The following is a 13790-nucleotide window of genomic DNA, read 5'->3' as shown; positions in this document are numbered from 1 at the left end:
CGGCACCAGCCGGCCCGGGCTTCGTGTTCTCCACAGTTCTCCACAGGCACCCTGTGAACAGTTGTCGCGCGTTCGCCTGCGCTTTCCCCAGTGTTAATAAGACTGTGGAGAGTTACAGCCGTGTAATTACCCACAATGTTAATAAGCCTGTGGATAACTTATCCACCCGGTGTGGGGAACTACACGAAGAAGTGGATGAGGCTCAACGCCACCAACACCACGCTCAGCAGGGCGAGGAGCGGAAGCTGCCAGCGGCGGCGCTGCGGCTGTCGCGTCTCGACGTAGATCAGCCCGACCAGCAGGCCGCCGACCAGGCCGCCCACGTGCGCCTGCCAGGCGATGTTGAACCCGGGCAGGAACCCGATTCCCAGGTTGATGGCCAGCAGCACCAGCATCTGCGTCGCGTTGCCGCCCAGCCGGCGCTGGATGATGAAGAAGGCCCCGAACATCCCGAAGATCGCCCCCGAGGCCCCGAGCACCGGCTGCACCGGCGACGACAGGAGCAGCACCCCCAGGGAGCCGGCGAATCCGCTGATGACGAAGAGGGCCAGGTAGCGGACACGGCCCAGCAGCGGCTCCAGCGCCATCCCGAACACCCACAGCGTGTACATGTTCAGGGCGATGTGGATGATGTTGGCGTGCGCGAAGACGCTGGTCAGCATCCGCCACGGCTCGAACCCGACGCCGAATGTCCCGCTCGGGTACGAGAAGGCACCCGCGTAGACGAGGGAGGGCGTGATCGGGACACCGAGCAGCGGCCCCAGATTCTGAAGAATGAACACGACCACGCACAGCGCGATGATCGAGTACGTGACGACCGGCGCTCCTGAGCCCGTCAGCCGGGTGACCCAGGCGGGCTTGGTGCGCGGGTGGGTCGCCTTCTGCTGCGCCATGCACTCGGGGCACACGACGCCGACGGCACCGGGCGTCTGGCACTCACCGCAGATCGTGCGGCCGCACCGCTGGCAGAGCACGTAGCTCTCGCGGTCGGGATGGCGATAACAGTAGTTCGCGCGCGCGTCGACGGGCTGAGTCATCTCGTGTGCTCGCCCGCCCTTCCTCAGACCTGCTCGATGTCGATGGACTCGATGACGACGTCGTCCAGCGGCCGGTCACGGGCATCCGTCGGGACCTCGGCCAGCTTGTCGACGATCTTGCGCGACGCGTCGTCGGCGACCTCGCCGAAGATGGTGTGCTTGCCCTGCAGCCAGGTGGTCGGCGCGACGGTGATGAAGAACTGCGAGCCGTTGGTGCCGCGTCCGCCCTGGATGCCGGCGTTCGCCATCGCGAGGATGTACGGCTGCGTGAAGTCGAGCTCCGGGTTGATCTCGTCGTCGAACTGGTAGCCCGGGCCGCCGACCCCCTGACCGAGGGGGTCGCCGCCCTGGATCATGAAGCCGGGGATGATGCGGTGGAAGACGACACCGTCGTAGAGGGAGCCGTGGACTTCTCGCCGGTGGCGGGATGCGTCCACTCGATCTCGCCCGTCGCCAGGCCCACGAAATTACGCACCGTCTTCGGCGCGTGATTGCCGAAGAGGTTGACCTTGATGTCTCCGTAGTTAGTGTGGAGCGTGGCGACAGCGGTGTGCTTAGACATGGCACCAATTCTTGCACAGGGCGTATAGAGGACTTGGGCGGGCTCGGCAGCTCTCGGGCCATCCCCAGCCCTTTCGGTGGCAAGATGGAGTCAGTCGCCACCCCGACTTCGACGGAGGAACAGATGAGCCTGACACGGAAGCGCAAGAAGGAGCTCAAGCGACTGCGCAGCGGAGCGGAGGACCTGTGGGGTCAGCAGCAGGAGGTGCTGGCCAAGGCCAACGCTCTCGCTGCCGAGGCACGCAAGCAGGCGGGCTACTACACGCGCGAGGAGGTCGTGCCCCGCGTCCGTGGCGGCTACGACCAGTACGTGCGTCCGGCCACCGACACGGCGAAGGCCACGGCCAGCCGTTACGCGGGGCAGGCGCGCGAGCGCGTCGTGGCGGATGTCATCCCCGCCGTCGGCACGGCGGTCGGCACCGCGCTGTCGATGGTCGACCACGCTCGCGCCGCACGCGCTGCCGCGTTCGCCGGCGACTTCAAGCGGGCCGGCCAGGAGTTCACCAAGAAGGCGAAGGTCGTTCAGAAGAAGTCCGGCCCCGGTGCGGGCAGCGTCATCGCCATCGGGCTCGGCCTCATCGCCGCGGTCGGCCTGCTCTATGCGGTGTGGCAGACCTTCCGCGCGGACGACGAGCTGTGGGTCGCCGACGAGGAGCCCACCACGCCGACCACGCCGGCGACGGACCCGGCGCAGCAGGCCTGACCTCTCGCTTCCGCGCGCTGGCCGCATTGCGGCCGGTGAGCGTCACGTGACGACGCGGGTCTAGTCCGGGGCGCGCAGACCGGCCATCGTCAGCGCGATGTCGACGAGTTCGACGCGACGGTTCGGCATGCTCGAAAGCGGGAACCATGCCGCTTCGTCCGTGGTGCCGTCGAGCTCGTTCGCGAGCGACCCGCCGGTCACGGTCGCCCGGTACACGATCCGGAGCGCATGCAGCGGACCGGCGTCGCTCACGAACCGATGCTCCGCCGGGATCACCTTCGAGTCGATGCCGAGCAGCGCTCCGGCCTCGGCGGCATAACCCGTCTCCTCGGCGATCTCGCGCACGACCGCGTCGGCCGGGTCCTCGCCCGGATCGATGCCGCCGCCGGGAAGCGTCCACCCGGAGTGGCCGCTCTCGTTCCAGTGCGCGAGCAGGATGCGGTCGGCGTCGATGATGAGACCGTACGCGGCGACTCTGATATCCACCGCCTCACCCTACTGCCGATGTCGGCGGTCGGGGGCAGACTAGGGGTGATGCCCGAACTGCCGGAAGTCACCGCCCTCGCCGCCGACCTCGATGGCCGGCTGAAGGGTCGTGTCATCGACCGGCTGAGCATCGTCGCCTTCTCGGCGCTCAAGACGTTCGACCCGCCGGTGGATGCGCTGCACGGCCTCACCATCGGCGGCGTGAGCCGCCACGGCAAGTTCCTCGACATCGCGGCGGGCGACCTCCACATCGTGGTGCACCTGGCGCGTGCGGGATGGATCCGCTGGCGCGGCACTCCCCCGCCACCGCCCACCGGCCGGCTGGGCAAGGGCCCGCTGGCCGCGCGCCTCGTGCTCGATGACGGTTCCGGCCTCGACATCACGGAGGCGGGCACGAAGAAGAGCCTCGCGGTCTACGTGGTGCACGATCCTTCCGACGTTCCCGGCATCCAGCGCCTCGGTCCCGACCCCCTCGATGCCGCCTTCACCGAGGAGGCTTTCGCCGACATCCTGAAGGCTCAAGGCCGCGCCCAGATCAAGGGCGTCCTGCGCAACCAGTCACTGATCGCCGGCATCGGCAACGCCTACTCCGACGAGATCCTCCACGTCGCCAAGATGTCGCCGTACAAGCCGGCGAACATGGCTCCGGAAGACGTCTCCCGACTGTACGACGCGATGCAGTCGACACTGCGCCAGGCGCTCGCCCGCGCCGACGGACTCGCCGCCTCCGAACTCAAGAGCGAGAAGAAGTCGAACCTGCGGGTGCACGGCCGGACGGGCGAACCATGCCCGGTCTGCGGGGACACCATCCGCCAGGTCATCTTCCACGACTCGACGTTCCAGTACTGCCCGACCTGCCAGACCGGCGGCAAGCCGCTCGCCGACCGCGTGCTGTCCCGCCTCCTGAAGTAGCGGTCAGCAGTCGCAGTCGATGCCGGCCCCCACTCCCACCGGAGCGGTCAGCTCGTCCGGCTCCCGCACGATCGGGCATTGATCGTCGACGACCGGCAGACCCTCACGGGCCCAGTACTCGAAGCCGCCGATCATCTCACGAACCTCGTAGCCCAGCAGGCTGAACGCCAGCGCGGCGCGCGTGGAACCGTTGCAGCCCGGACCCCAGCAGTAGACCACGACCGGCGTGCCCGCCGGGATCAGCTCAGCGGACCGCTCCCCGATGTCGGCCGTCGGCAGATGGATCGCACCCTCGATGCGCCCCTGGCGCCACGCCGTCTCTCCGCGGCTGTCGACGAGCACCATGCGCTCCCCGGCATCCCTGGCCGCCTTGACGTCCGAGGGGTCGGTCTCGAATCGCAGCTTGGCGGCGAAGTGGCGGGTGGCTTCCGAAGGGTTCGTCATGCCTTCGAGACTAGGAAATCCGGCTGCCCGAGTGAACGGACGATCCACGGCGTTCGGCGCATCGCACCGTCGATCGCGTGGCAGAATCGCCGCATGGCCGTGACTTTCCCATTCGTCGCCGACAGTGTCGACCGCGCCCTGCTGGCGGAGTTGCAGCGTGACGGCCGCCAGTCCGTCGCCGAACTCGCCCGCACGGTCCACATGTCGAACAGTGCTGTGGCCGAACGCATCCGCCGGCTGGAGGAGGCGGGCGTCATCGCGGGATACCGCGCCGTCGTCGATCCGGACCGCCTCGGGTACGGGATCCTCGCCTTCCTGCGCCTCCGCTACCCGAGCAGCCAGTACAAGCCGTTGCACGACCTGCTCGCCGACATCCCGGAGGTGGTGGAGGCGCACCACGTGACCGGGGACGACTGCTTCATCCTGAAGGTGGTCGCCACATCCATGCGGCACCTGGAGCAGGTCAGCGGCCGGGTCGGAACGCTCGGCAGCGTGACGACGAGCGTCTCGTACTCGAGTCCGTTCCCGACGCGGCCCATCGTGCCGCCCCAGATATAGAGGACAGACCCTTTGGGCTGGAATTCAGAGATGTGGAAGTATGGGCACGGGCGCTAAGCTCCCCCGCTCGAATATTCCCGACCGAATGTTCTCGTGAGCGAAAGGAACCCGGTTCCGCTGCCTGTGATTATTCGGTTTGAAGACTCGTTCTTCCTCGTCGGGTCGGCGACTGAGGGGAGCAGTCATGTCAAACGCCAAGTCACGCCGCATTCGTCTGCGTCAGTGGGCAGTTCTGGAGCCCTATGCCAGCGCCCAGAGATACATTTCAGGCATCTCTTCGCGTAGCCCAATAGTGGACAGGGCGTCTGAAAGTCAGATACGGCTCGAAGGCGAGATCTTTTCCCGAATGGGATACATCCACGAGCCTCGTAATCTGACGTCGGCCCACGACTTCTTCGTCATCAACCGCATAGTGCCCCTTCCCAACTCGCTAATCGTTCAGCTTGACCCTTCGTCAGATACTTCCAAGCTGAACTTCTCACTTCTTCCTACGTGGGAGCGTGGGTCCGATGCGATGGAAAACGGCGTGCGAGGGCTGCGCCATATCGTTGATCACCGCCAGGGTGCAGTTCACTTTCACGTCCCTGGCGAGCATGCGCGCGTGACATTTCAAGGCATCGATACACGAGCCTTCATCAATGCACGAGAGGAGTGGATTCGAAGCGGATTCGGCCAAACAGTTGACAGCGACTCAGGGCTTACTCCTGAAGAAATGAACACTGGTTGGGGCGACCGCAAGGCTGGACCGGTCGCAAGTGCGTTTATCCGCCGATCTGGATTGCTCCAGTTGCTGGAACCGAAGTGGATTGACTGCTGGAGTTCGCTCCATCGCTTCAGCGTTGAAGTTTCGATTCGGGACGACGCGTTCGACAACGTCGAGATGATTATCGACCAGATCACGTCGAGAGCGTTCTCACCTAGATTGGAACGCCTGCCGGTGCAACCAACTAGCTCGTACTATCACCCGCTGCTTCTTGAGGGGACTGACCTTGAACTTGACCTCCGGATCACCACGCTATGAACCACAAACACCGACGAAGCAGGTCCCCACACAGGCTATCCGAAGCGTCTATCGTCGCAATCGTCATCGCGGTCGTCGGCGCGTCAGCCCAGATTCTGTCGGCGCTCCTCGCGCGGCCGTGACCAGCTTCGGGAGAGTGAATGAGTGTGGAGCCTAGGAGATTCGAACTCCTGACATCCTGCTTGCAAAGCAGGCGCTCTACCAACTGAGCTAAGGCCCCGATCGGAGTCTGTGTTGCTGAGAACACAGTGGTGGGGATACGAGGACTTGAACCTCGGACCTCTTCGTTATCAGCGAAGCGCTCTAACCGCCTGAGCTATATCCCCGAATGGGCAGATACGAGACTACCCGATCTGCCCAGGCATTGCGAAATCGGTCAGTTGTTGGTGAAGCCGACCAGCAAACCGCCCGTGATCTTCACCGAGAGGTTGTACAGCAGGGCGAAGACGGCGCCGAGCGCGGTCACCACGACGATGTCCAGGATGGCCACGATGAGCGAGAAGCCCATCACCTGACCGAGGCCCAGGATCGAGCGGAGGTCGCTCCCGCCGGCGCCCGAGATGTCCTTGAACAGGCTGTTCACCTGATCGAAGATGCCGGTGCGGTCGAGCACGGTCCAGACCAGGAAGGTGCCGACGATCGCGATGATCGCCAGGCAGACGCCTGCGAGGAACGACAGCTTCACGGTCGACCAGAAGTCGATGTAGACCAGCTTCAGCCGCACCTGCTTCGAGGATGCGGGTCGACGGGACGACTTCTTGGCGAGCTTGTCGGCGACGCTACTGCTCATCTACGGTTTCATCCTTCCCGACCGACTCGGCATCCTCCGCGAGAGTGGTGGATTCGAGATCGCGTTCGGTGTTCTTCGCCAGTGCGATGATCTTGTCGGACTCGGCGAAACGTGCAAAGACGACACCCATGGTGTCACGGCCCTTGGCAGGTACCTCGGCCACGGCAGAGCGTACCACCTTGCCGCTGGCAAGAACCACAAGGACCTCGTCGTCCTCGCCCACGATCAGCGCACCCACCAGGTCGCCGCGGTCGTCGTGCAGCTTGGCCACCTTGATGCCCAGACCGCCGCGATTCTGCAGGCGGTACTGGTCTGCGGCTGTGCGCTTCGCATATCCGCCCTCGGTGACCACGAACACATATCCCTCGTCGGAGACGACGGAGGCGTCGAGCAGCCGGTCGTCACCGCGGAAGTGCATTCCGATGACGCCGGAGGTGGAGCGGCCCATCGGCCGCAGCGCCTCATCGGATGCGGTGAAGCGGATCGACATGCCCTTGCGCGAGACAAGCAGCAGGTCGGAGTCCTCCTCGACCAGCAGGGCGGAGACCAGCTCGTCGCCCTCGCGCAGCTTGATCGCGATGATGCCGCCCGTGCGGTTGGTGTCGTACTCCGAGAGCGCGGTCTTCTTGATCAGTCCGTCGCGCGTGGCGAGCACCAGGTACTTCGCGGTCTCGTAGTCGCGGATGTCGAGGATCTCGGCGATCTGCTCATCCGGCTGCAGGGCGAGCAGGTTGGCGACGTGCTGACCCTTGGCGTCGCGGCCGGCCTCCTGCACCTCGTAGGTCTTCGCGCGATAGACGCGGCCCTGGTTCGTGAAGAAGAGCAGCCAGTGGTGCGTCGTCGTCACGAAGAAGTGGTCCACCACATCCTCACCGCGGAGCTGAGCGCCCTTGACGCCCTTACCCCCGCGGTGCTGGCTGCGGTAGTTGTCGCTGCGTGTGCGCTTGATGTACCCGCCGCGCGTCACGGTGACCACCATCTCCTCTTCGGGGATGAGGTCCTCCATGCTCATGTCGCCGTCGTAGCCGAACATGATCTCGGTGCGGCGGTCGTCGCCGAACCGGTCCACGATCTCGGTCAGCTCCTCGCTGACGATCGAGCGCTGCCGGGCCGGGTTCTCGAGGATCGCGTGATACTCCGCGATCTGCTTCTCGATGGCCTCCGCCTCTTCGATGATCTTCTGACGCTCGAGCGCGGCCAGGCGGCGCAGCTGCATCGCGAGGATGGCGTCCGCCTGCACCTCGTCGACCTCGAGCAACCCCTTCAGGCCCTCGCGTGCGTCGTCGACCGTGGGCGACCGGCGGATGAGCGCGATGACCTCGTCGAGCGCATCCAGCGCCTTGAGGTAGCCGCGCAGGATGTGCGCGCGCTCCTCCGCCTTGCGGAGACGGAAGCGGGTGCGCCGCACGATGACGTCGATCTGGTGGTCGACCCACGCGGTGATGAAGCCGTCGAGCGACAGGGTGCGAGGCACATTGTCGACGATCGCGAGCATGTTCGCGCCGAAGTTCTCCTGCAGCTGCGTGTGCTTGTACAGGTTGTTCAGCACGACCTTGGCGACGGCGTCCCGCTTCAGGACGATCACAAGGCGCTGACCGGTGCGGCCGGAGGTCTCGTCGCGGATGTCCGCGATGCCGCCGATCCGGCCCTCCTTGACGAGGTCCGCGATCTTGATCGCCAGGTTGTCGGGGTTCACCTGGTACGGCAGTTCGGTGACGACGAGGCAGACCCGGCCCTGGATCTCCTCGATGTTCACGACCGCGCGCATGGTGATCGAACCGCGCCCGGTGCGGTACGCATCATGGATGCCCTTGGTACCGAGGATCTGCGCGCCGGTCGGGAAGTCCGGTCCCTTGATGCGCTTGATCAGCTCCTCGAGCAGCTCCTCGCGCGGGGCGTCCGGGTGCTCCAGGTGCCAGAGCGCGCCGGCGGCGACCTCGCGGAGGTTGTGCGGCGGGATGTTCGTCGCCATGCCGACCGCGATGCCGACCGAGCCGTTGACCAGCAGGTTCGGGAAGCGGCTGGGCAGAACGGCGGGCTCCTGCGTGCGGCCGTCGTAGTTGTCGACGAAGTCGACGGTCTCCTCGTCGATGTCGCGCACCATCTCGAGCGCGAGCGGGGCCATCTTGGTCTCGGTGTATCGCGGGGCCGCGGCGCCGTCGTTGCCGGGAGAACCGAAGTTGCCCTGGCCGAGGGCGAGCGGGTAGCGGAGGCTCCACGGCTGCACGAGACGGACGAGCGCGTCATAGATGGCGGTGTCACCGTGGGGGTGGAACTGACCCATCACGTCGCCGACGACGCGGGCGCACTTCGAGAAGGCCTTGTCGGGGCGGTAGCCGCCGTCGAACATCGCGTAGATCACGCGGCGGTGCACCGGCTTCAGGCCGTCGCGCACCTCGGGCAGCGCACGCCCGATGATGACCGACATGGCGTAGTCGAGGTACGACCGCTGCATCTCCGACTGCAGGTCGACCTGGTCGATCCTGCCGTGGATGCCGAAGCCGGCTCCGTCGCCCGACACGTTCTCTTCGTCCGTCACAGTCTTCTCTTCCTGTCAGTCCCTCGCATCCGTCGCTTGAGCGTCAGATGTCGAGGAACCGCACGTCCTTGGCGTTCTTCTGGATGAAGGAGCGGCGCGACTCGACGTCCTCGCCCATCAGGGTGGCGAAGATCTCGTCCGCGGCGGCCGCGTCGTCGAGCGTCACCTGCAGCAGGGTCCGGGTCTCCGGGTTCATCGTGGTCTCCCAGAGCTCCTGGTAGTCCATCTCGCCGAGACCCTTGTAGCGCTGCACGCCGTTGTCCTTCGGGATGCGCTTGCCGGCCGCGAGCCCGTCGGCCAGGAAGGCGTCGCGCTCCCGGTCGGAGTACACGTACTCGTGCTCGGCGTTCGACCACTTGAGCCGGTAGAGCGGCGGCTGCGCGAGGTACACGTAGCCGAGCTCGATCATCGGGCGCATGTAGCGGAACAGCAGGGTCAGCAGCAGTGTCGTGATGTGCTGGCCGTCCACATCCGCGTCGGCCATGAGCACGATCTTGTGGTAGCGGGCCTTCGCCGGGTCGAAGTCCTCGCCGATTCCGGCGCCGAACGCCGTGATCATCGCCTGCACCTCGTTGTTGCCGAGCGCGCGGTCGAGGCGGGCCTTCTCGACGTTCAGGATCTTGCCGCGGAGCGGCAGGATGGCCTGCGTCTCCGGGTTGCGGCCCTGCACGGCGGAGCCGCCGGCCGAGTCGCCCTCGACGATGAAGATCTCCGACACCGTCGGGTCCTTCGACTGGCAGTCCTTGAGCTTGCCCGGCATGCCGCCGCTCTCGAGGAGCCCCTTGCGGCGTGCGGTCTCGCGAGCCTTGCGCGCCGCGATCCGTGCGGTCGCCGCCTGCAGCGCCTTGCGGATGATCTCCTTGGCCTGGTTCGGGTTGCGGTCGAACCAGTCGCCGAGCTGATCGCCGACCACCTTCTGCACGAAGGCCTTCGCCTCGGTGTTGCCCAGCTTGGTCTTGGTCTGGCCCTCGAACTGCGGCTCGGAGAGCTTCACCGAGATGACCGCGGTCAGACCCTCGCGCACATCGTCGCCGGAGAGGTTGTCGTCCTTGTCCTTGAGGATGCCCTTCTCACGCGCGTACTTGTTGACCAGCGTGGTCAGCGCAGCGCGGAATCCCTCCTCGTGCGTGCCGCCCTCGTGGGTGTTGATTGTGTTCGCGTAGGTGAACACGCTCTCGTTGTAGCTCGTGGTCCACTGCATCGCGACCTCGAGCGCGATCTTGCGCTCGGTGTCCTCGGACTCGAACGAGATGATCTCGTCGTTCACGACCTCCGCCTTCTTGGCGGAGTTGAGGTACTGCACGTAGTCCATCAGGCCGCGCTCGTACAGGAACACGTCGCTGCGGTGGGTGAACTCCTCCTCATCGACCTCGCCCTCCACGGGCTCGATCGCCGGCGGTCGCTCGTCGGTCAGCGCGATGCGCAGGCCCTTGTTGAGGAAGGCCATCTGCTGGAAGCGGGTCCGCAGCGTCTCATAGTCGAACTCGACGGTCTCGAACGTGTCGGGGCTCGGCCAGAACGTGATGATCGTTCCCGTCCGGTCGGACGCCTCGCCCTGCTCGAGCGGCGCCTGCGGCACACCGTTGCGGTAGCTCTGCCGCCAGGCGAAGCCCTGCCGGTGAACCTCGACGTCGAGGCGCGTGGACAGCGCGTTCACCACGGAGCTGCCGACGCCGTGCAGACCGCCGGAGACCGCGTATCCGCCGCCGCCGAACTTGCCTCCGGCGTGCAGGATGGTCAGCACGACCTCGACGGTCGACTTCTTCTCGACCGGGTGCTCGTCGACCGGGATGCCACGGCCGTTGTCATCGACGCGCACAGCGCCGTCAGCCAGGATGGTCACCTCGATGTTGTCCGCGTGACCGGCGAGCGCCTCGTCGACGGAGTTGTCGACGATCTCGTAGACCAGGTGGTGGAGGCCACGGGGACCGGTCGAACCGATGTACATTCCGGGTCGCTTGCGGACGGCTTCGAGACCCTCGAGAACCTGGATCTCATTGGCGCCGTACTCGTGATCTGTCCCGGCCCTGTTCGGTTCCATCGTCATATGAAATTAGGCTCCTGACCGCACTCAACAGTGACCCTCCATTCTACCAAGATCCGGGGGTGAAATGCCCGAGAACGGCCGTCTGACGCATTTTCTGCTGCGCGGCTACCTCTTTTGTGCCCTCAGCCGTAGGTATCGCGCGGGCCACGCCCTGGAATCGACCTGGGGCCTCTTTTCCAGGAGGGGGCGTCCGGCCCTTGAAAACGGATCGACTGGATGTCGGCGGAAGGGAACCGCTCGGCGATGCGCGCGAGCAGTTCGGAGCGCATCATCCGCAGCTGCGTCGCCCACGCGGTGGACTCGCAGCGCACCACCAGCACGCCGTCCGTGATCTGATCCGGGACCGCGTGCTTGGCTGTCTCCTCTCCGGCCAGCTCACGCCAGCCTTCGAGGAGGTCGGACTGCGCCAGGGCGGAGGTCCAGCCCAGCTGCGCGGCCAGCGCATCCACCACGTCGCCGACGCCGTGGGGGTCTCGGCCGGCGCCGAACGGCCGGCTCAGGGATTCGCCCTGCTCGCGCCGCCCGGCACGCTTGCCGCGGGCCGGGGTGCCCGTGAACAGCGACTTGAGCCGCAGGTAGACGGCGGATGCCTCGCTCTGGTGCTCAGGCACCCGGCGCCTCCACGATGGTTCCCGCCTCGATCCGGACGGTGTGCGCGGTGAGCCCTTCGGGGACGTCGTCATAGACCGCGGCTGTGATGAGCACCTGCTCGTAACCCGCTACGGCGGTTGCGAGCATCCGGCGCCGGGCCTGATCGAGCTCGGCGAAGACGTCGTCGAGGATGAGGACGGGATCCCCGGTGGTCGACTCCCGCCGCAGCAGCTCGGCCGACGCCAGCTTGAGAGCGAGGGCGAACGACCAGGATTCCCCGTGGCTGGCGTACCCCTTGGCCGGAAGGCCGTTCAGTTCGAAGAGCACGTCATCGCGATGCGGGCCCACGAGCGTGAGGCCGCGCTCGAGCTCCTTGCGCCGCACCGCCGTCAGGGCACGGCGGAACGCTTCGGCCGTCGCGACACCGGATGACCCCGTTACGTCGGCGGCCTCGCTGTCGTCGTCATCGTCCACGTGCGCGCCGAACACCGTGAGTTGCGGCAGCAGCCGGGGGTGGTGGTCGTCGCCGGCGACCGAGCGGTAGGCCGCGACGAGCGGATCGCTCAACCGGCCGACCAGGTCGAGCCGCGCATCCATCAGCTCCGACCCCAGCTGGATGAGCCGCTCGTCCCAGATCTCCAGCGTGCCGAGCTGGTCCTCGCGCACCCGGGAGGCGCGGGCCGACTTGAGCAACGTGTTCCGCTGCTTCAGCACGCGCTCGTAGTCGGCGATCACGGCCGAGAAGCGCGGGTTGCGCTGGATCAGCAGCTGGTCGAGGAACCTCCTGCGGATGCCCGGCTCACCCCGGACCAGCGCCAGATCCTCCGGCGCGAACAGCACGCTGGAGAAGTAGCGCGGCAGCTCGCGCGGCTTGATCGCGGCCCGGTTCACCTGCGCGCGATTGGCCGAACCCCGGTTGAGCTGCACCTCGACCAGGAGTTCACGGCCATCGTGCTGGATGCGGGCCCGCACGATGGCGGCGTCCGCACCCTGGCGGATCATCGCCTGGTCGCTCGACACCCGGTGCGACCCGAGGGTGCTCAGGTAGCCGAGCGACTCGACGAGGTTGGTCTTCCCCTGGCCGTTGCGGCCGACGAACAGATTCGCGCCGGCCGCGAACGGCACCTCCGCGGTGCGGTAATTGCGGAAGTCGGTCAGGGAGAGATGTGTGACACGCAAGAAGGTTTCAGTCCACGGCCTTCACGGCGTGGCCGCCGAACTGGTTGCGCAGAGCGGCGACGGCCTTCATCGCCGGCGAGTCCTCCTGGCGCGAGACGAACCGCGCGAAGATCGACGCACTGATCGTGGGCACGGGGACGGCGTTGTTGAGCGCCTCCTCGACGGTCCAGCGACCCTCGCCCGAATCCTGCACGTAACCCTCGATGTGCTCGAACTCCGGGTCCTGCTCGAGCGCGCGGACGAGCAGGTCGAGCAGCCAGGAGCGCACGACCGTGCCGCGCTGCCACGCCTTGAAGGTGCCAGTGACGTCCTTGATGATGTCCTTGCGGGTGTCGAGCAGCTCGTAGCCCTCGGCGTACGCCTGCATCAGCGCGTACTCGATGCCGTTGTGCACCATCTTGGCGTAGTGGCCCGCGCCGACCTCGCCGACGTGCACGAAGCCCTCGTCGCGCGGACCCTCCGGGCGCAGCGCGTCGAAGACGGGAAGGACGCGCTCGACCTGCGCGGCGGATCCGCCGACCATCAGGCCGTAGCCGTTCTCGAGGCCCCAGATGCCGCCCGAGACGCCGACGTCCATGAAGTCCACACCGCGGGGAGCGAGCAGTTCGGCGTGCGCGAAGTCCTCAGTGAACTTCGAGTTGCCGCCGTCGATCACGAGGTCGCCCTTCTCGAGCAGCGGCTCGAGCTCGCGGATGACCGAGTCGGTGATCTCGCCGGCCGGAACCATGACCCAGACGGTGCGGGGCGCGGGCAGCGCGGCGACGAGGTCGGCCACGGTTGCGACGTCCGAGACATCCGGGTTGGTGTCGTAGCCGGTGACGTCGATGCCGTTCTTCTCCAGACGGGCACGCATGTTGTTGCCCATGCGTCCGAGACCGATGAGGCCGATGTGCATGATTGTCCTTCTCTTCTTGTGCTGGCG

General features: G+C 66.3%; 13 protein-coding genes, 2 tRNA genes and 1 pseudogene. 4 read left to right on the top strand and 12 right to left on the bottom strand.

Features of this window, described 5'->3' with window-relative positions; translation table 11 throughout:
- Positions 1 to 179 precede the first annotated feature (179 nt).
- Together ACQ86M_RS15985 and ACQ86M_RS15980 are read right to left on the bottom strand one after the other, a co-directional pair.
- Positions 180 to 1037: a rhomboid family intramembrane serine protease gene (locus tag ACQ86M_RS15985; protein ID WP_431246146.1), complete on the bottom strand. Its 858-nt coding sequence runs from the start codon at positions 1035 to 1037 to the stop codon at positions 180 to 182.
- Between the two features lie 23 nt (positions 1038 to 1060).
- Positions 1061 to 1599, bottom strand: a pseudogene (locus tag ACQ86M_RS15980) (peptidylprolyl isomerase).
- A 123-nt stretch (positions 1600 to 1722) separates the two neighbouring features.
- On the opposite strand from ACQ86M_RS15980, the gene ACQ86M_RS15975 reads away from it, so the two are divergent.
- Positions 1723 to 2301, top strand: a complete 579-nt coding sequence (locus ACQ86M_RS15975; RefSeq protein WP_431219591.1) for a hypothetical protein — start codon at positions 1723 to 1725, stop codon at positions 2299 to 2301.
- A 60-nt stretch (positions 2302 to 2361) separates the two neighbouring features.
- Here the strand turns inward: ACQ86M_RS15975 and ACQ86M_RS15970 are convergent, their stop codons facing one another.
- On the bottom strand, positions 2362 to 2787 hold the full coding sequence (locus ACQ86M_RS15970) for an NUDIX hydrolase (protein WP_431246145.1): 426 nt from the start codon (positions 2785 to 2787) through the stop codon (positions 2362 to 2364).
- Between the two features lie 48 nt (positions 2788 to 2835).
- Between ACQ86M_RS15970 and ACQ86M_RS15965 the strand changes: the two genes are divergently transcribed.
- Positions 2836 to 3699: an Fpg/Nei family DNA glycosylase gene (locus tag ACQ86M_RS15965; RefSeq protein ID WP_431246144.1), complete on the top strand. Its 864-nt coding sequence runs from the start codon at positions 2836 to 2838 to the stop codon at positions 3697 to 3699.
- A gap of 3 nt (positions 3700 to 3702) precedes the next feature.
- Here the strand turns inward: ACQ86M_RS15965 and ACQ86M_RS15960 are convergent, their stop codons facing one another.
- The gene (locus ACQ86M_RS15960) at positions 3703 to 4143 is read right to left on the bottom strand and encodes a rhodanese-like domain-containing protein (protein WP_431246143.1); all 441 of its coding nucleotides are present in this window, start codon (positions 4141 to 4143) and stop codon (positions 3703 to 3705) included.
- Between the two features lie 93 nt (positions 4144 to 4236).
- Between ACQ86M_RS15960 and ACQ86M_RS15955 the strand changes: the two genes are divergently transcribed.
- Positions 4237 to 4701 carry an Lrp/AsnC family transcriptional regulator gene (locus tag ACQ86M_RS15955; RefSeq protein ID WP_431246142.1) on the top strand — a complete coding sequence of 155 codons (465 nt, stop codon included), beginning with the start codon at positions 4237 to 4239 and terminating at the stop codon, positions 4699 to 4701.
- Between the two features lie 184 nt (positions 4702 to 4885).
- Positions 4886 to 5722 (top strand): hypothetical protein, encoded by an 837-nt coding sequence (locus ACQ86M_RS15950; protein ID WP_431246141.1) that lies wholly within the window; start codon positions 4886 to 4888, stop codon positions 5720 to 5722.
- A gap of 147 nt (positions 5723 to 5869) precedes the next feature.
- Here ACQ86M_RS15950 and ACQ86M_RS15945 read toward each other — a convergent pair.
- The 8 genes from ACQ86M_RS15945 to gnd form a co-directional block, all read right to left on the bottom strand.
- Positions 5870 to 5942 (bottom strand) — tRNA-Ala (locus ACQ86M_RS15945).
- Positions 5943 to 5971: 29 nt separating this feature from the next.
- Positions 5972 to 6048 (bottom strand) — tRNA-Ile (locus tag ACQ86M_RS15940).
- 50 nt (positions 6049 to 6098) lie between these two features.
- The gene (locus ACQ86M_RS15935; RefSeq protein ID WP_431219585.1) at positions 6099 to 6512 is read right to left on the bottom strand and encodes a DUF3566 domain-containing protein; all 414 of its coding nucleotides are present in this window, start codon (positions 6510 to 6512) and stop codon (positions 6099 to 6101) included.
- Positions 6502 to 9051 carry a DNA gyrase subunit A gene (gene gyrA, locus ACQ86M_RS15930; protein ID WP_431246140.1) on the bottom strand — a complete coding sequence of 850 codons (2550 nt, stop codon included), beginning with the start codon at positions 9049 to 9051 and terminating at the stop codon, positions 6502 to 6504. Before gyrA ends, ACQ86M_RS15935 begins: the two co-directional genes overlap by 11 nt.
- Positions 9052 to 9094: 43 nt before the next feature.
- Positions 9095 to 11098 carry a DNA topoisomerase (ATP-hydrolyzing) subunit B gene (gene gyrB, locus ACQ86M_RS15925; protein WP_431246139.1) on the bottom strand — a complete coding sequence of 668 codons (2004 nt, stop codon included), beginning with the start codon at positions 11096 to 11098 and terminating at the stop codon, positions 9095 to 9097.
- Between the two features lie 122 nt (positions 11099 to 11220).
- Complete coding sequence (locus ACQ86M_RS15920) at positions 11221 to 11709, bottom strand: DUF721 domain-containing protein (RefSeq protein ID WP_431219583.1); 489 nt, start codon at positions 11707 to 11709, stop codon at positions 11221 to 11223.
- Positions 11702 to 12868 carry a DNA replication/repair protein RecF gene (gene recF / locus ACQ86M_RS15915; RefSeq protein ID WP_431246138.1) on the bottom strand — a complete coding sequence of 389 codons (1167 nt, stop codon included), beginning with the start codon at positions 12866 to 12868 and terminating at the stop codon, positions 11702 to 11704. Before recF ends, ACQ86M_RS15920 begins: the two co-directional genes overlap by 8 nt.
- Before the next feature lie 7 nt (positions 12869 to 12875).
- Positions 12876 to 13763, bottom strand: a complete 888-nt coding sequence (gene gnd / locus ACQ86M_RS15910) for a phosphogluconate dehydrogenase (NAD(+)-dependent, decarboxylating) (protein ID WP_431219581.1) — start codon at positions 13761 to 13763, stop codon at positions 12876 to 12878.
- Between the last annotated feature and the right edge of the window lie 27 nt (positions 13764 to 13790).

It is taken from the genome of Leifsonia xyli subsp. cynodontis (genome assembly GCF_050632205.1).
In the GTDB taxonomy this organism is placed as follows: domain Bacteria; phylum Actinomycetota; class Actinomycetes; order Actinomycetales; family Microbacteriaceae; genus Leifsonia; species Leifsonia xyli_D.
This window is presented reverse-complemented; position numbering and strand designations above follow the sequence as displayed.